This is a genomic window from Aeromicrobium sp. CF3.5, from assembly GCF_051262695.1.
Lineage (GTDB): Bacteria > Actinomycetota > Actinomycetes > Propionibacteriales > Nocardioidaceae > Aeromicrobium.
Genome location: NZ_JBIMEZ010000007.1, coordinates 137,405 through 154,249, shown reverse-complemented (window position 1 = coordinate 154,249; position 16,845 = coordinate 137,405). Strand labels below are relative to the sequence as shown.

16 protein-coding genes and 1 tRNA gene are annotated in these 16,845 nt (G+C 67.5%); 7 read left to right on the top strand and 10 right to left on the bottom strand.

Features of this window, described 5'->3' with window-relative positions:
* Positions 1–52: 52 nt before the first annotated feature.
* Positions 53–1,429, bottom strand: a complete 1,377-nt coding sequence (locus ACHAA3_RS13730) for an aldehyde dehydrogenase family protein (protein ID WP_435709594.1) — start codon at positions 1,427–1,429, stop codon at positions 53–55.
* A 119-nt stretch (positions 1,430–1,548) separates the two neighbouring features.
* Here ACHAA3_RS13730 and ACHAA3_RS13725 point away from each other — a divergent pair, with 119 nt between their 5' ends.
* Positions 1,549–2,421, top strand: coding sequence for a LysR family transcriptional regulator (locus ACHAA3_RS13725; RefSeq protein ID WP_435709593.1), 873 nt, complete (start codon positions 1,549–1,551; stop codon positions 2,419–2,421).
* Positions 2,422–2,983: 562 nt separating this feature from the next.
* On the opposite strand, the gene ACHAA3_RS13720 is transcribed toward ACHAA3_RS13725, so the two are convergent.
* A tRNA-Leu gene (locus ACHAA3_RS13720) sits at positions 2,984–3,068 on the bottom strand.
* 57 nt (positions 3,069–3,125) lie between these two features.
* Positions 3,126–4,406: a DUF445 domain-containing protein gene (locus tag ACHAA3_RS13715; RefSeq protein WP_435709592.1), complete on the bottom strand. Its 1,281-nt coding sequence runs from the start codon at positions 4,404–4,406 to the stop codon at positions 3,126–3,128.
* Positions 4,407–4,468: 62 nt separating this feature from the next.
* Between ACHAA3_RS13715 and ACHAA3_RS13710 the strand changes: the two genes are divergently transcribed.
* Genes ACHAA3_RS13710 through hrpA form a run of 3 tightly spaced genes read left to right on the top strand, consistent with a single transcriptional unit; the run spans position 4,469 to position 9,068 of the window.
* Entirely contained in the window at positions 4,469–4,708 is a 240-nt protein-coding gene (locus tag ACHAA3_RS13710; protein WP_435709591.1) for a neutral zinc metallopeptidase, read from the top strand.
* Positions 4,705–5,472, top strand: a complete 768-nt coding sequence (locus ACHAA3_RS13705; RefSeq protein ID WP_435709590.1) for a CPBP family intramembrane glutamic endopeptidase — start codon at positions 4,705–4,707, stop codon at positions 5,470–5,472. The genes ACHAA3_RS13710 and ACHAA3_RS13705 overlap by 4 nt, the downstream gene beginning before the upstream one ends.
* Positions 5,469–9,068: an ATP-dependent RNA helicase HrpA gene (gene hrpA, locus ACHAA3_RS13700; RefSeq protein WP_435709589.1), complete on the top strand. Its 3,600-nt coding sequence runs from the start codon at positions 5,469–5,471 to the stop codon at positions 9,066–9,068. The genes ACHAA3_RS13705 and hrpA overlap by 4 nt, the downstream gene beginning before the upstream one ends.
* An 18-nt stretch (positions 9,069–9,086) precedes the next feature.
* Here hrpA and ACHAA3_RS13695 read toward each other — a convergent pair whose 3' ends face one another.
* Genes ACHAA3_RS13695 through ACHAA3_RS13675 form a run of 5 tightly spaced genes read right to left on the bottom strand, consistent with a single transcriptional unit; the run spans position 9,087 to position 12,803 of the window.
* A complete protein-coding gene (locus ACHAA3_RS13695) occupies positions 9,087–9,449 on the bottom strand; it encodes an FKBP-type peptidyl-prolyl cis-trans isomerase (RefSeq protein ID WP_435709588.1) in 363 nt (120 codons plus the stop codon).
* Positions 9,446–9,760 (bottom strand): DUF952 domain-containing protein, encoded by a 315-nt coding sequence (locus ACHAA3_RS13690; RefSeq protein WP_435709587.1) that lies wholly within the window; start codon positions 9,758–9,760, stop codon positions 9,446–9,448. The genes ACHAA3_RS13695 and ACHAA3_RS13690 overlap by 4 nt, the downstream gene beginning before the upstream one ends.
* Before the next feature lie 22 nt (positions 9,761–9,782).
* Positions 9,783–10,232 (bottom strand): MarR family winged helix-turn-helix transcriptional regulator, encoded by a 450-nt coding sequence (locus ACHAA3_RS13685; protein WP_435709586.1) that lies wholly within the window; start codon positions 10,230–10,232, stop codon positions 9,783–9,785.
* A gap of 25 nt (positions 10,233–10,257) precedes the next feature.
* On the bottom strand, positions 10,258–11,475 hold the full coding sequence (locus tag ACHAA3_RS13680; RefSeq protein ID WP_435709585.1) for an acyl-CoA dehydrogenase family protein: 1,218 nt from the start codon (positions 11,473–11,475) through the stop codon (positions 10,258–10,260).
* Between the two features lie 14 nt (positions 11,476–11,489).
* Positions 11,490–12,803: an acyl-CoA dehydrogenase family protein gene (locus ACHAA3_RS13675; RefSeq protein WP_435709584.1), complete on the bottom strand. Its 1,314-nt coding sequence runs from the start codon at positions 12,801–12,803 to the stop codon at positions 11,490–11,492.
* Positions 12,804–12,949: 146 nt separating this feature from the next.
* Between ACHAA3_RS13675 and def the strand changes: the two genes are divergently transcribed.
* Together def and ACHAA3_RS13665 are read left to right on the top strand one after the other, a co-directional pair.
* The gene (gene def / locus ACHAA3_RS13670; protein ID WP_435709583.1) at positions 12,950–13,570 is read left to right on the top strand and encodes a peptide deformylase; all 621 of its coding nucleotides are present in this window, start codon (positions 12,950–12,952) and stop codon (positions 13,568–13,570) included.
* 56 nt (positions 13,571–13,626) lie between these two features.
* Positions 13,627–14,598, top strand: a complete 972-nt coding sequence (locus tag ACHAA3_RS13665) for a DUF5343 domain-containing protein (protein WP_435709582.1) — start codon at positions 13,627–13,629, stop codon at positions 14,596–14,598.
* On the opposite strand, the gene ACHAA3_RS13660 is transcribed toward ACHAA3_RS13665, so the two are convergent.
* Positions 14,516–15,349: a TrmH family RNA methyltransferase gene (locus ACHAA3_RS13660; protein ID WP_435709581.1), complete on the bottom strand. Its 834-nt coding sequence runs from the start codon at positions 15,347–15,349 to the stop codon at positions 14,516–14,518. The genes ACHAA3_RS13665 and ACHAA3_RS13660 overlap by 83 nt on opposite strands.
* 18 nt (positions 15,350–15,367) lie before the next feature.
* On the opposite strand from ACHAA3_RS13660, the gene ACHAA3_RS13655 reads away from it, so the two are divergent.
* On the top strand, positions 15,368–15,895 hold the full coding sequence (locus tag ACHAA3_RS13655) for a YbhB/YbcL family Raf kinase inhibitor-like protein (protein WP_435709580.1): 528 nt from the start codon (positions 15,368–15,370) through the stop codon (positions 15,893–15,895).
* A 206-nt stretch (positions 15,896–16,101) separates the two neighbouring features.
* Here the strand turns inward: ACHAA3_RS13655 and ACHAA3_RS13650 are convergent, their stop codons facing one another.
* Positions 16,102–16,830: a lytic transglycosylase domain-containing protein gene (locus tag ACHAA3_RS13650; protein ID WP_435709579.1), complete on the bottom strand. Its 729-nt coding sequence runs from the start codon at positions 16,828–16,830 to the stop codon at positions 16,102–16,104.
* Positions 16,831–16,845 lie beyond the last annotated feature (15 nt).

The window sequence follows — 16,845 nt, the reverse complement described above, 5'->3', positions numbered from 1 at the left end:
AGGAACGCCGATCAGAAGCCCGGCTCGACCTCAACCATTTACTAAGCGCTCGCTAACTGTCAAGCCCTTCGATCCAGACCGTCTGCAGATTGGTGAATTCAAGGAGTCCGTGGTCGGAGAGCTCGCGTCCGTACCCGCTCTTCTTGACCCCCCCGATCGGCACCCTCGGGTCGGATACCGGGGCCTTGTTCACGAAGACGCTGCCCACTTCGAGCTGCGCCGCGAACGCTTCGCCCATGGCCGGATCGGCGGTCCAGACCGAAGCACTCAGGCCGAACTCAGAGTCGTTGGCCAGAGCCAAGGCATCGTCCGCGTCGCGGGCCGCGATCAGGACGGCGACAGGGCCGAAGATCTCCTCGTCGAAGGCGGGTGTCCGCGGCATGACGCCGCCCAGCACGGTCGGGGTGTAGAAGTATCCATCACCGGCCATCACCTCGCCTCCGAGCAACAGTTCTGCCCCGGCTGCAATGCTGCGCGCGACCTGGACATCAACCTGAGCGCGCAGGTCGGCGCGCGCGAGGGGGCCCACCTGGGTCCGATCGTCGAGCGGATCGCCCACCACGAGTGACCGCGCCTGCTCCACGAACAGATCGGTGAACTGCTGCCGAACCGCTTCCTCGACGATGATCCGCTTCGCCGCGATACAGACCTGACCAGAGTTGTGGAACCGACTGGCAATCGCGGCACCAACCGCCGCGTACAGGTTGGCGTCGGCCAGGACGATGAAGGCGTCCGACCCTCCGAGTTCGAGCACGGAAGGCTTGATCTCCCGGCCGGCCTTCTCGGCCAGAGCCGCTCCCGCGCCCACGCTGCCCGTGACCGTCACCCCCACGATGACGTCACTCTCGATCGCCGAGGCAACGGTGGGATGGTCGGCGTTGAGCAGGCCGAAGGCACCTCGGTCGAGGCCCGCCCGATCGAACAGATCACACAGCGCCATGGCACAACCGACCGTGGTGGGTGCCGGCTTCACCAGGTACCCATTCCCTGCCAGGAGCAGGCCGACACAACCTCGCATCACCTGCCACACCGGGAAGTTCCAGGGTTCCACGGCCAGCACCACGCCCAGCGGGCGATGGTGGACACGAACGCCTGCACCGACGGCGGTCGAGTCAGGAGCCAGAACCTCCGGGGCGATGCTCACGAACCAGTCGATGGCGCTGGCGGACTTCAGCACCTCGGCCCGGGCTTCACCGATCGGCTTGCCCATCTCGGTCGTGATGATGGTTGCGAGACGCTCGCACTCCTCGCGCATGAGGGCTGCGACCCTTTCCATGACGTCGATGCGATCGCTCAGGGTGCGAGCCGCCCACCTGCGTTGCCCTGTGGCTACGAGATCGAGCCGATCGAGCAAGTCCTCGGGCTCGAGGAAGGGATAGGTGTGGACGTGCGTCCCGGTGGCGGGGTTGGTGGAGACAGCAGCAGTCATGACGTCGGACTTCCGTTCGCGCAGGGTGGACTCATCAGGTCAGCCACGCTACGGTCAATCGAGCTGTTCGAAAAGTGGACAACTACAGACAAAACACTTCTGTTGAAGAGAACGGTGACATGGACCTAATCCAACTTCAGACATTCATCGCCGTCGCGGACGAGGGCAACATCACCAAGGCCGCCCGCGCGATGCTGAGGGCGCCATCCAACGTCTCAACTCGGATCCGGCAGCTCGAGCGCGAGATCGGTGTTGCCCTTCTCGTCCGCGACAAGCGCCAAGTCACGTTGTCGGCAGAAGGAGAACGATTCCTGCACCGCGCACGACAGATCGTCGACTTGGCGCAGGATGCCAAGAACTTCGCGCGCCCTGGCGAGCCGCACGGGCTCTTCCGCCTCGGCTCGCTCGAGAGCACCGCCGCCGTCCGCATTCCCGAAATCCTCGCTCAGTATCACCTCGCCCATCGAGCGGTCGATCTGGAGCTGCGGGCCGGACCTTCGGGCTGGCTCCACCAGGAACTACTTCAGGGAAGGCTCACTGCTGCTCTGACGGACGGCCGGCCTACCTCGCCGCACCTGACGGGCCGATTGGCCTTCATCGAGTCCATGGTGGTCGTCGCGCCACTGAGTGCCGACATCTCCAGCTCGGAGTTCCGAGGGATCGGCCCTGCCGCTTTCGTGTTCGGCGAGAACTGTTCGTATCGTCAGCGGTTCGAGGCGTGGATGACCGATCTCGACATGGAGCCTGCGCGCATGGTCGAGATCCCGTCGTACCACGCGATGATTGCGTGCGTGGCAGCTGGAGCCGGCATCGCCATGGTTCCTGAGTCGCTGCTCTCGACTCTGCCCGGCGCCGCCCGGGTGCAGGTGATTCCGGTCGACGGTGAACTGGGTTCGGCCCACACCTGGCTCACCTGGCGACGAGACGGTCATTCCTCCAATCTCGACGCGCTGGTCACCCTTATGAAGTTGGGCGACGCCGACGGAGCCTGAGCGCCTCATCCTCGGGGTCGGCAGCAGCTTCGTTCAGGACTCGGGAGACGCCGCAGGACTCGCAGGGACGAACCCGGCGCGTTGATGCGCCTCAAGCTGTCACGGTGTCGAGTAGAATCTGCAGATCCGCCCGACCCAGTATCCGTGCACGACCCTGGCGCGCATGGCGATGGGTTGGTGCCAAGAGATTGACGGAAGATTGTTCCCTCTGGGTTACCGGCTGCGTGCCTCGCCCAGCACAGTGAAGTTCCAGAGGACGGCGATTCTGCGCGTCGCTGCCCGCGCTGAAGGTTTCCTTCTCTCGCGGGGCCCCACGACGACCGTCGAGGCGCCACATCACTCGCGCGGAAACTCCACCATCGGTTCGTCGTCGCTCTTCGATCCATGCCATTGCCGTGCTCCTCTGACTCCTTTAGGTGTCATCGGTGCAACGTCCGAGGCCTACATGTCCCCCCATGGCGACAAATGCTACGTGGCCCCAACTGCGTCTTCACAGTTCAGGGCCACGATCGCTGGCAATGAAACAAGGCCCCCACACCGGCGAGAGTGTGAGGGTCTTGAGTGTCCGAGGGGGGACTTGAACCCCCACGCCCGTAACCGGGCACTAGCACCTCAAGCTAGCGCGTCTACCATTCCGCCACCCGGACAGTGGTGCGAAGCCCCATGTGCGGGGCAGTGATGAACTCTAGCAAATCACCTGGACCTCAGAAGAGGTGGGACACGGCATGGATGATCAGACCGACCAGTCCACCGACCACCGTGCCGTTGATGCGGATGAACTGCAGGTCCCGGCCCACGTGCAGCTCGATGCGTTCGGCGGTGTCCTTGCCGTCCCATCGGTTGACCGTCACCGAGATGACGGTGGCGATCTCGGTGCCGTAGTTCTCCACGACGTAGACCACGATGTCGCGGATCCGGGCATCGAGTCGCTCGTTGAGGTCGTCGTCCTCGATGAGTTGCTGGCCGAAGGTCTCCAGCTCCTCGAGCAACCGGCGACGCAGCAGGCCGTTCTCGTCGCTCAGGGCCCCGATCAAGGCTCGGCGCAGGGCGTCCCACAAGTGGATCGAGGTGTCGACGACACGTGGCTGCACCACCATCCGGTTCTTCAGCGCCTCGAAGCGGTCCATCGTGGCCGGATCGTGCTGCAGCTGGTGGGCCATGTCGGCCAGCCACTGGTCGAGTGCCTGGCGAGCCGGGTGGTCCTCCACGCGGCTGATCTCGGCGACCCAGTCGACGACCTGCTGGTGCACCCAGCCGGAGACCCGCTTGTCGACCCAGGTCGGTGTCCACGACGGCGCACGATTCTCCACCAGGGCAGCGATCTCACCCTCGTGATCGGCCAACCAGCGACCCAGCTCGCCCAGCACGAGATCGACGAGTCCGACGTGTGCCCGGTCGCGCAGCACCTCTTCGAGCAGCTGACCCACGGCCGGGCTCAACGGTTCCTCGATCAGCCGCGGGATCAGCGCCTGCTCGATGATCGCGGCGACATCGCGCTCCTTGATCGAGCTCAGGGCGTCGACCGCCACCTTGGAGCCCTCGTCGACGATGCGACGGGCGTGACCATCCTGGACCAGCCACTGTCCTGCCCGGCGACTGATCTGGGCCGAGTCGACCCGCTCGGCGATGATGTCGCCGCGCAGGAAGTTGTCGCTGACGAACTCCTCGAGGCTGGCCGCCAGCTGGGTCTTGCGGCGCGGGATGATCGCGGTGTGCGGGATCGGCAGGCCCAAGGGGTGTCGGAAGATCGCGGTCACCGCGAACCAGTCCGCGATGGCACCGACCATGGCGGCCTCGCTCGCCGCGTTGACGTAGCCCCAGGCCCCGTCGCTGTCGTACGTCGCGGCGTACACCACGGCCGCCAGCAGCAGCAGCGACAACGCCAGAGCCCGCATCCGTTTGAGGTTGCGCAGCCGACCAACATCCGCATCGCTGAGGCGCATGCCGAAGTCGGTACCGGCTGGGGGTGTCTGGGTGCTCGTCACGAGACGACAGTAGTGGCGACGACGGCGCTGTACCCGCCGACGAGCCTGCGTAGACTCATCGGGTGAGCTTCAACGAGGGCGCTTCGCTGGACACCAGCCAGGTCAGTGCCGGCGGCGGTGGCGGACGCGGCCGATCCGGCGCCGTGGGCGACGATCGCATCCAGGAGAACCTCGGCGGCGGGACCGTGAACGCCGAGACCTGGACGCACGGCTCGGCCGAGTCACGCCAGAAGTGGTTCCTGACCGGATACGAGTCCGGCTCCATCACCAGCTGCGACACGTTCGCCACGAACGACCTGTGACCCGGCCCGCCGCGACCGAGAACAAGCGCCTCGGGGTCGAGATCTGGATCGTCCTGGGGCTCTCCCTGGGCGCGTCCGGCGTCTACGCCGTCGTCAACCTGATCCGCAAGGCCACCGAGCCGGGCGGACTCGCCGAGGCCACCGCGACGCTGAACTCCTCGCGCGACACCCGCGAGATCTTCGACTTCGTCTTCCAGGTGCTCGGCATCGGCTTCGCCCTCGTGCCCGTGGCACTGGCGCTATACCTGCTGTCCCTCGACTCGGTCCAGGAGACCGTCAGTGAGCGGCTGGGGCTGGACCGGCACCGCCCCCGCTTCGACCTGCTCTGGGGGTTGGGGCTGGCCGCGGTCATCGGTCTGCCCGGGCTCGGCCTGTACGGCATCGGCCGCCTGCTGGGCATCACCGCCGAGATCATCCCAGCGCCCGACGTCGCCTACTGGTGGACCATCCCGGTGCTGATCCTCGCGGCACTGCAGAACTCCATCATCGAGGAGGTCATCGTCGTCGGGTACCTGATGACCCGCCTCCAGCAGCTCCGCTGGTCGGTGCCAGCCATCATCATCACCTCGGCAGCACTACGTGGCAGCTATCACCTCTACCAGGGGGTGGGCCCGGGGATCGGCAACTTCGTGATGGGTCTGGTGTTCGGCTACTGGTTCCACCGGACCCGTCGGGTGATGCCGCTCGTCGTGGCCCACGCGGTTCTCGACATCGTGGCGTTCGTCGGGTACCTGCTGCTCGCCGACACCTTGGGCCTGACATGAGGATCTCCTACGACCCGGCCCTGCCCATCGCGGCTCGCCACGCGGAGATCAGTGAGCTGATCCGCGACCACCAGGTCGTCGTCGTCGCGGGCGAGACCGGCTCGGGCAAGACCACGCAGCTGCCCAAGATGGCGTACGCCCTGGGTCACCGATCGATCGCGCACACCCAGCCACGACGCATCGCGGCTCGCTCGGTCGCCAAGCGCATCGCCGAGGAGTGCGACGTCGAGCTGGGAGCCGAGGTCGGCTACGCCGTGCGCTTCGACGACCAGACCACCGCCGACACCGCGATCCGCCTGATGACCGACGGTCTGTTGCTGGCCGAGCTGCAGCGCGATCGCGAATTGTCGCGATACGACATGATCATCATCGACGAGGCACACGAGCGGTCGCTGGCGATCGACTTCCTGATGGGCTACCTCAAGCAGCTGCTCCCCCGCCGCCCCGACCTCAAGGTCGTCGTCACGTCCGCGACGATCGACGTCGACCGGTTCGCCGAGATGTTCGACGCCCCGGTCATCGAGGTCAGTGGACGCACCTACCCGGTCGAGGTGCGGTACCGCGCGCCTCTCGACACGGGCGCCGACGACCAGCTCGACGCCATCGCCCACGCCGTCGACGAGCTTCCCACCCAGGGCGACATCCTCGTCTTCCTGTCCGGTGAGCGGGAGATCCGTGACGCCGCGGACTACCTGGCGGGCCGCAACTACCCGCGCACCGAGATCTTGCCGCTGTACGGCCGTCTGGCCGCGGCCGACCAGAACAAGATCTTCGCGAACCACCCCGGTCGGCGCATCGTCCTGTCGACCAACGTCGCCGAGACCTCGCTCACCGTGCCGGGCATCCGTCACGTGATCGACACCGGTCTCGCGCGCATCTCGCGGTACAGCCAGCGACTCAAGGTGCAACGACTGCCGATCGAACCGATCTCCCAGGCCAGCGCCGCCCAGCGCGCCGGTCGCTGTGGTCGCGTCGCCGACGGCATCTGCATCCGGTTGTACTCCGAAGAGGACTTCGAGGCTCGGCCCGAGTTCACCGACCCGGAGATCCAGCGCACCAACCTCGCCTCCGTGCTGCTGCAGATGGCCCAGCTCGACCTCGGCAGCGTCTCGAGCTTCCCGTTCCTCGATCCCCCGGACGCTCGCGCCGTCACCGACGGCACCAACCTGCTCTACGAGCTCGACGCCCTGCACGTGCAGCCCGGGGGCAGCGCACGATTGACGACCATCGGCCGACGCATGGCCGCTCTGCCCACCGACCCGCGACTCGCGCGGATGCTGCTCGCCGCCGACCGGCTCGGCTGCCTGGCCGACGTCCTGGTCATCGTCGCCGCCATGTCGATCCAGGATCCTCGCGAGCGACCGCTGGAGCACCAGCAGGCGGCCGACGAGAAGCACAGCCGATTCCGCGAGCCCGACTCTGACTTCCTGTCCTACCTCACCCTGTGGCGCTACATCCGCACACAGCGCAAGGAGCTGTCCAGCTCGGCGTTCCGCCGGTTGTGTCGCGACGAGTACCTGCACTGGCTGCGCATCCGCGAGTGGCAGGACGTCGAGGCCCAGCTGCGCCGCACCGCGAAGGAGCTCGGACTCAAGCCCGCAACACTCGGCGGCGCTCCCGACCTCGTGCACCAGGCGCTGCTGGCCGGACTGCTGTCGCACGTCGGACTCCGTGACGCCGACGGCCGCGAGTTCCTCGGCGCCCGGCAGGCCAGGTTCATGGTGTTCCCCGGTTCGGGCCTGGCCCGCAAGCCACCTCCGCTGGTCATGGTGGGCGAGCTGGTCGAGACCAGTCGTCTGTGGGGACGCACCGCAGCGAAGATCCAGCCCGAGTGGGTCGAGGCCGCGGCGGGCCATCTGGTCAACCGCTCGTACAGCGAACCGCACTGGTCGACCAAGCGCGGCTCGGCGATGGCCCACGAGAAGGTGCTGCTGTACGGAATCCCCATCATCGCCGACCGCATCGTGCAGCTGGGTCGCGTCGACCCGGTCGTCGCGCGTGACCTGTTCATCCGGCACGCCCTGGTGCAGGGCGAGTGGCGCACGCACCACCGGTTCTTTGATGCCAATCAGAAGCTGATCGCCGGCGTCGAGGAGATGGAGGACCGGCTGCGCCGCCGCGACCTGCGCGTCGACGACGACACTCTCCACGCCTTCTACGACCAGCGCATCCCCGAGGACGTGGTGTCGGTCCGGCACTTCGACACGTGGTGGAAGCGGACCCGTCGCGACCAGCCCGACCTGCTCACCTTCGATCCGGCCATGCTCAGTCATGCCACCGGCGATGCCGAGGACGAGTTCCCGCGCGAGTGGCACTCCGACGGCGAGTCCTTCCCCCTCACCTACGCGTTCGAGCCGGGTCTGGAGGACGACGGCGTCAGCATCGACCTGCCCATCGGCCGCCTGCTCACGGTCGACGACCGGGCCTTCGACTGGCACGTCCCTGGCCACCGGGTCGAGCTGGTCACCGAGCTGATCCGCACGTTGCCCAAGTCGCTGCGTCGCGAGTTCGTGCCGGCGACCCAGGTTGCTCCCCAGCTCGTGGCGGCCATGGACCCGAATGCCGCCGATCTCAGCCACGAGCTCGTGCGCCAGATGCGCCACCGGGGCGGCACGCTGGTCGAGCCCGACGACTTCGACTTCGCGGCACTGCCCTCCCACCTGCGAGTGACCTTCCGCGTCACCGACGGTGCCGAGGTGCTCGGTCGCGGCAAGGATCTGGCAGCCCTGCGCACCGAGCTCGCCGAGCACCTGCGCGCCGACCTCACGGCGGTGGCACAGCGCGAGGAGCGCACCGGGCTGCGGCGCTGGGACGTCGGAACCCTCGACCCGACCGTCACGGCCGGCCACGTCACGGGCCATCCGGCGCTGGTCGACGAGGGCACCTCGGTCGCTCTGCGCATCCTCGACACCGAGGTCGAGCAGCGCGTCGCGATGATCAAGGGTCAGGCACGGCTGCTGTCCTTCACCCTGCCGAATCCGGTGTCCCACCTGGGGCGCTCCCTGGACCTGCACGCCAAGCTGCTGCTGTCGACCGGCCCGCACGCCGATGCCGCCGAGGTCATCGAGCAGTGCTGGTTGGCGGCACTGGAGTCACTCGTCGTCACGCATCAAGGGCCCGCGTGGGACGAGGCGTCATTTGCCCTGCTCGCCGATCTCGTGCGTCCCGACGCCGTCGAGCTCACCGAGCGGGCCGTGCAGTCGGTGCTGCAGACGCTGCGCGCCCTCGGTGACGTGACACCGCTGCCGTCGACCGAGGCCGGCGAGGACGTCCGGGTCCAGCTGTCGTGGCTGATCTATCCCGGATTCATCCGCGACACCGGGCTCGACCAGCTACGACGGCTTCCGCTCTACCTGCAGGCCGCGAGACGCCGCCTCGACGCTTTCGTCACCGACGACCTCGTCGCGGCCCAGGACCTCGAGGCCCGTTTCCACACCCGCACGGCGGGGCTGTCGACCTGGGCCCGGCTGGCGCCGGAGGTGCAGCACGTGCGGTGGGCGCTCGAGGAACTGCGCATCGGGCTGCTGGCCCAGAATCTGCGCACGGCGTTCCCGGTGTCGGTCAAGCGCGTCACTGCGCTCGTCGACGCCCTCTGATTCCCCGACCTTGGGCGCTCAGCCGACGCCCATCAGGTCGATGACGAAGATGAGGGTCTTGCCGGAGAGGCGGTGTCCGCCGCCGGCCGGACCGTAGGCGAGCTCGGGCGGGCACACGAGCTGACGGCGTCCGCCGACCTTCATGCCGGGGATGCCCTCCTGCCAACCAGCGATGAGCTGGGTCAGCGGGAAGTTGGCCGACTGCCCACGGTCCCACGAGGCGTCGAACTGCTCGCCGGTGTCGAACTCGACGCCCACGTAGTGCACGTCGACCTTGCCGCCGGCAACGGCCTCGGGGCCGTCGCCCTCGATGATGTCGGTGACCTGCAGCTCGGTGGGAGCAGGTCCTTCGATGAAGTCGATCTCAGGCTTTGAAGTCATGAAATCGATCCTTTCACACCCGTGTCGACCACGGCGTCGAGGTTGAGCGGACCGTAGATGTGCGGGAAGTCCTCCTGCCCCACAGGATCGAGCTGCCACGGACTGCTCAACCGGTCGGTGTCGATCGTGAGCAGCACCAGGTCCCCCGCGTCCGCGTAGAAGCGTGCCTGGACGTCGTCGACCTGGACCTCGGTGGCCGCATGGATGAACCCCACCTCGTCGAGGGACGCGCCGCGGGTCGAGATCCGGTACTCCCCCGCCTGCACCGCCGCCGCCCACTGGTCAGCCAGTGCGAGGTGGAAGATGATCAACTGAGTTCCTCAGCTGCACCCATCAGCTGAGTTCCTCAGCGGTGTCATTCAGTCGTGCCATGGCACGGCTGAACGCCTCGACCTCCTCAGGCGACCAGTCCGCGAGTACCTCACTCAGGCGCGCCCGCGACGTGCTGCGGTACTCCTCGAGGCTTGCGATGGCCGAACGTTCAGCCACCAGTAGCTGTGCGCGCCCGTCGTCGGGGTCGGGGATCCGCGACACCAGCTCCATGCGCTCGAGCCCGGCGATGGCTCGGCTCGCGGTCGACTTGTGCACTCCCAGCGCCTCGGCCAGCTCGGAACCTCGAATGCCGCCGGTCGCATCGCAGATCATGATGAGGAACAGGAACGAGCCGTAGTCCAGACGCGGATGGATCGCCTCGAGTCGCCGCAACGACTGCACCCGGACCCGCCGGATGAACCGCGCCAGCTCGACATCGACATCGACGAGGTCGGACAGATCGCGGTTCATGCGGTGCAGTCTAGGTGCAGACGGGTCAGCGCAGCTCCGACGAGGACAAACCGAGCAATCGGCGCGCCACGATGAGCTGCTGGATCTGCTGGGTGCCCTCGAAGATGTCGAGAATCTTGGAGTCACGACTCCACTTCTCGACCATCTCGGTCTCGCTGTACCCCAGGGTTCCGACCAGCTCGACGCACTTCAAGGTGATCTCGTTGCCCACTCGGCCTGCCTTGGCCTTCGCCATCGAGGCCTCCATGGAGTTGGGCTTGCGGTTGTCGGCCAGCCACGCCGCCTCCAGGGTCAGCAGCAGCGCTGCCTCCCAGTCCGCCTCCATCGCGATGAACGTGGCCGCAGCGTGCGACTGTGACGCCAGCGGACGGTCGTAGTCGATCACGATGCCAGCCTCCTCGAGCAGGCGACGTGTGTCCTCCAGGGCCGCCCGGGCGCAGCCGACCGCCATGCCGGCCACCAGCGGGCGCGTGTTGTCGAAGGTCGCCATCGCGCCAGCGAATCCACCCTTGATGTCGATCTCCGGGTTGCCCAGCAGGTTCTCGGCGGGAACGCGGCAGTTCTCCAGCACGATCACGGCGGTGTCGGACGCACGGATGCCCAGCTTGTGCTCGAGGCGCTCGACCCGGATGCCGGGCGTGTCCTTGGTGACGAGGAACGACTTGATCGCGGCGCGCCCCAGCTTCCTGTCCAGCGTCGCCCACACGACCACGGAGTCCGAGCGCTCCCCGGCCGTGACGTAGATCTTCTCGCCGTTGAGGACGTAGGCGTCACCGTCCTTGACCGCCGTGGTCGTGATCGCAGCCGAGTCCGAGCCGAAGCTGGGCTCGGTGATGGCCATGGAGGCCCACGTGCCCTTGAACCGCTCGAGCTGCTCGGCGTTGGCGACCGAGGCGATCGCCGAGTTGCCCAGACCCTGCCGCGGCATCGACAGCAGGAGGCCGACGTCGCCCCAGCACATCTCGATGATCGAGAGCACCGAGCTCATGTTGGTGCCGTTCTTGACCAAGCTGTCCTTGGTGTCCGCATCGTCACGGCTGCCGACCGCGCTGGCCCCGGCGCCCTGACCTGCACCGGAGTCACCCATGCCGTCGACCAGCGACGCCAGCAGGTCCAGCTCCTTGGGATAGCTGTGCTCGGCGAGGTCGTACTTGCGCGAGTTGGCGCGCAGGAAGTTGTCGGCGACGTCGTGCGCCTGCTTGATGAAGGCGCGGAACTTGTGGGGGGTGTCGAGACTGATCATGATGGTGGTCGCCCTCAGACGAGGACTGCTCCTTCCATGAGGCCGATGGCCCGCAGATCGCGGTACCACCGTTCGACCGGGTGCTCCTTGACGAAGCCGTGCCCGCCCAGCAGCTGCACACCGTCGGTGCCGATCTTCATGCCGTGCTCGGCAGCAAGGCGGCGCGCCAGGGCGATCTCACGTGAGCAGTCCTTGCCCTGCTCGGCGCGCGACGCGGCCTTGAGCGTGACGAGTCGCATGCCTTCGAGCTCGATGGCGATGTTGGCCACCATGAAGGCCACCGACTGACGGTGCGCGATCGGCTCGCCGAAGGCGTGCCGCTCCTTGACGTAGGGCTTGACGTACTCGAGCACGGCCTTGGCCGTACCCAGCGCCAGACCGGCCCACGCCAGGCGGGAGAGGCGGATGCACTCGCGGTAGTCATCCAGGGAGCCGTCGCCGAGCACGTGGTCAGCGGTGATCTCGACATCGGTGAGCACCAACCTGGTCAGTCCGGCCGCGCGCAGACCCATGCTCGGGTCGTCGACCAGCGCGAGTCCGGGCGTGCTCGACTCCAGCAGGACCAGGGTGGGCGAGCCGTCGAGCTCGACGGCCACCACGAACAGCTCTGCCTCGGTACCGCGCACGACGGCGGACTTGACTCCGTTGATCCGGTGTCCCGTCGCGGTCTTCTCGGCCGAGGTCTTCAGCACGAACGGGTCGAACAGCGGGTGAGGTTCGGCCACCGCGAGTGCGGCAGCCGGGACGTCATCGCCGGTGAACGCCGGCAGGTAGGTCTGCTGCTGGGCGTCCGACCCCCACAAGGAGATCGCCGTGGCGACCGCGGCGGGGGCTAGACAGGCGACGGCCTGGCCCATGTCGCCCTCAGCCAGTGCCTCGGCGACCAGAACACCGGTGACAGCGGAGCGTTCCTCGCTCAGACCACCGAGCGCCTCGGGGATGTTCAGCAGGGTGAGGCCGAACTCGCTGGTCTGTGCCAACACCTCCTTGGAGGTGGTGTTCGACTCCTCGGCCTCGGCGGCGGCGGGACGCAGCACCTCGGCGGCGAAGTCGCTGACGACCCCGACGATCATCGTCTGGTCCTCGGTCGGCGTCAGGTCGAAGACACCAGTCCCCGAGGAGCGGGTGAGCCGGTTGGGCGATCCCTTGCCCTGCACCTTCTTGAAGGTCCGACCCGCCGTGGCTGCGATCTGGAAACCGTTCCTGGCGCCGTGATACACGGTCCGCTCGGTGAAGCTGCGCAGCCCCAGCTTGTCGACGGCCGGCGAGCTGGCGATGCGGTTCAGCACGGCCAGGCCCAGCGCCATCGGATCCTTGGTGTTCGCCACGAGATGCTCCTCACGAGTGGATTCACGGCAACTGTAACTCGAAGTTACGTCCTCGAATACTCAGGGTATCCGACATCACCAGCCGACGGGCACACCCCGATGGACACGGCTTCAGCCTCGCGCGCAGGTGTCGATAGAGTGGGCCGGTGCCTGACAGCCCCCAGCAGCCCCCACCGTTGAGTCCCCAGAGCTGCCCCCTGCCCAGCGGTGGCTCCATCCGCGCCATCACTCGCTGGGGTACTCCGGTGATGCACCGCGAGCTGGCCGACGTCACGGACTTCGACGCGGACCTGGCGACCCTCGTCGCCGACATGACCGCGACGATGCACGCCGCCCATGGAGTCGGCCTGGCCGCCAACCAGATCGGCGTCGACCTGAAGGTCTTCGTGTTCGACTGCCCCGACGACGACGACAACCGGGTCACCGGCGTGGTGTGCAATCCACGGCTGACCCTGCCCGAGGGCAAGGACCGACAGCTCGAGGAGGCAGACGAGGGCTGCCTGTCACTTCCCGGCGCGTTCACAGCCTGCGCGCGACCCGACCAGGCCCATGTCGCCGGATTCGACCACACCGGCGCGCCCGTGGAGTTCGTCGGTACCGGGCTGCTCGCACGCTGCCTGCAGCACGAGACCGACCACCTGCACGGCACGGTGTTCGGCGACCGCGTGCCCGAACGAGCCCGAAAGAAGCTGCACAAGGAGCACAGGGAGCTGGCCGAGGACTACCCCGACGACTGGCCCATTACGATCTTGGTGGACGAGGGGTAGGTTCGAACCACGACCACCGCACGCGACTTTCTTGGGGGGAGTACACCGTGGCGCTGATGCCATTTCTGGATGATCCACACGCCGTAGCAAGACTTCTTCGTCTGGTGCGACTCACGTCCCATCCGCGCGTCGTCAGCGACCAGCACCTGCGGGACGCCGGCTTCGGCCTCGACGAGACCGCTGGGTTGGTCGATCTGCTGTGCGCGCTCGGCATGATCGACGCGAGGCGGCAACCCACCACGATCTGGACCGAGTACCGGCACTCGGCCACACCTCGCCGGGTGCTCGCGAAGTCGATGCGCCACGCATATCCCGCGTTCTTCGCGACCCTTCCCCGGCCTGATCGTCACGACGACATCGCCCTACGACTGATCGCCGAGGACCGCACCCAGCTCGACCCGACCGAGGTGGCCCTCGTGGTCGCCACCTTCCGCGAGCTGTGCCGGGCTGCAGGGCTCGGTCGCGCCTCCCACGCGCGCGCGGTTCACATCCCCATCACCGCGGCCGTGCCGGTGCGTTCTGCCATCCTGCGTGAAGTCGCCGATCTACTCACGGTCGGCCATGCCGATCTCGACGACGCGCACGCCTGCCTGGCGGACGGGCTGCATCGTGCCGCTCACGTAGCCGCGTGGAACGGATTGTCCGCCGTGGCGTTGATCCGCATCACGTCCGACGAGTTCAGCGCGCTGAGAGCGGTTCGTCCCGACTGGAACGTGTCGACGGTCGCCGAGGTCGCACGTCGTACACGCGGTCGCGTCCTGATCGACCTGCTGGTCGAGATGGGCCTGGTCGATCCCTATGACGAGTTCTCGATCGCGGCCTTGCTCGAGCGTCGCGACCGGTGCGCCCGCCCGACCCCCTATCGACCGACCGCCGAGGAGACCCGCGACTACCTCGATCAGGTCGTGGCTCGCACGGGAGAGTTGTCGTCCACCGAGGATCGGGTTACTCCACCGCTGGACGACGATGCGGAGTGGCCGTCGGCCGTAAGGCCCAGCAGGCGACGGCAACCGACGCCGCAGCGTTGAGCGAATCGATGCCGGCCGTCATGGGAATCGTCACCCGCAGATCGGCGCCATCCTCCCAGCGTCGACTCAGTCCATGCCCTTCGGAGCCCACCACCAGGGCGAGCCGCTCGACATCGCTCGGTACGTCATCGATCGGCACGGCTCCGGCGCCGACCGTGAGTGCACAGGTCGTGAAGCCTGCCGCTCGCAACAGGTCCGGTGCGTCGTACCAGTCGTCGATCCGGGCGTAGGGCAGGCCGAAGACAGCTCCCATGGAGACCTTGATCGCGCGGCGGTACAACGGGTCCGCACAGCGCGGGGACAACAGGACCGCGTCGAACCCGAGCGCGGCCGCGCTGCGGAAGATGGCCCCGACGTTGGCGTGGTCGGCCAGGTCCTCCATCACGATGACCCGCTGAGCCAGCCGCAGCACGTCGGCAGCCGCAGTGGGCGCGGGACGCTCCAGGGCTGCCAGCGCCCCGCGATGCACGTGGAATCCGGTGATCGACTCGATGGCGTCGTCGGACAGCACGAAGCACGGTGCCTCGGTGCTGTCGAGCACGTCGGACAGACCGAGCAACCAGCGTTCGGACATCAGGAACGAGGCCGGAGTGTGCCCCGACTCCACGGCACGACGCACGACCTTCTCGCCCTCGGCGAGGAACACTCCGTGGTCGGCCTCCAGCTTCTGGCGCAGCTGCACGTCGCGCAGGTGCACGTAGTCCGCGAGGCGAGGATCGGTCGGATCCTCCAGTCGTACGATCATGGCCACGGCGCTAGCGTAGTCATCATGAGCCTTGACCGATCTGTCACTCCCGATCCCTATCCTCTGCTTCCCACCGTTGCCTCCTTCACCGTGACCAGCACCGATGTCACCGACGGACAGCCGTTGTCCGATGCGCAGGTCAACGCGCACGGCGACACCTCACCGCAGCTCTCCTGGAGTGGCGCGCCGGAGGGAACGAAGTCCTTCGTCGTCACCTGCTTCGACCCCGACGCCCCGACCGTCTCAGGCTTCTGGCACTGGAACGCGATCGACCTGCCCGCCGACACCACCGAGCTGGCTGCCGGCGCCGGTGCGTCCGACGACTCGTTGCCCGGCGCTGCCTTCCACGTGCGCAACGACGGCGGCAGCAACGCCTTCATGGGCGCCGCTCCCCCAGAGGGCGATCAGGTCCATCGCTACTACTTCGTCGTCCACGCGGTGGGCGAAGAGACCCTCGGCGTCGATGCGGACACGTCCCCCGCCGTGGTCGGGTTCAATCTCGCGTTCAAGACCCTCGGCCGCGCGATCATCCACGGCACCTACCAGCACTGACGGGCTGGGACGGAACCCAGTGCTTGGGTTGGGCTCACGGGCTGGTCGTCCGCATGATGGACCTCACGAGTCACCCGTAGCCCATCCCGCCCAGCAACCTCACGGGTCACGCCACCCCCGAGTCTCGTCCACAGCTCCGGCGAAGCCGGAAGACAGACGCTTCGACCCCTCGGCGATCGCAACTTGGCGTCCCGGTCAGCTTCGCGTCAGCCGGCGTACGACGTCGCGATGTCGCGGACCTTCTCGACGTACGCCATCGAGTTGTTGTAGGAGAACACCGCCGGGACCCATCCCTCGGCCGTGAGGTCGCGCTCAGCGCCCTCGGCCGACAGGCACAGGTGGTTGGCCGCGCCCCGGGCCGCATCGTCGATGTCGTCGGGATTCTTCTCCCCGTCCCCATCACCGTCGGCGCCGTAGCGCTCCCACGACGACGTGAGGAACTGGAACGGCCCGACGGCACGGTCCCACTCGTCGTCGCCGTGCAGCTCGGCGGACTCCGGCGTGGACTCGATCGCACGGGTTCCGTTGGTCCCGTCGAGCGCCGGACCGATGATGGGCTGGTCCGGCACACCACCGGCGTCCAGGCCGGCGCCGCCGAGCGTGCCGTGCGCGGACTCCACCGAGCCGACTCCTGCGATGGTGTTCCACCGCAAGCCACACGTGGGCAGCTCGTCGGCGGCGGCCACCTCGGTCGCGGCGTAGGCCTCCATCGCGCGCACCGGGATGCCGTGGGTCTGTGCGGTCGCCGCCACCCAGTCCGGATCAGGCTCGCCCGATGACACCGTCTCGACCCGCTCAGCGGCGGTCGGGGCCGGACCGTCGGGTCCGGCGGCGCGGTCGTCGTCGCCAGGACGAACGACCAACCACCCGACCACCACGAGAGCAGTCACGGCCACTGACACGGTCACGACGAGTCGTTCTCTACGGCTGGTCACCCTGCCAGCATGTCA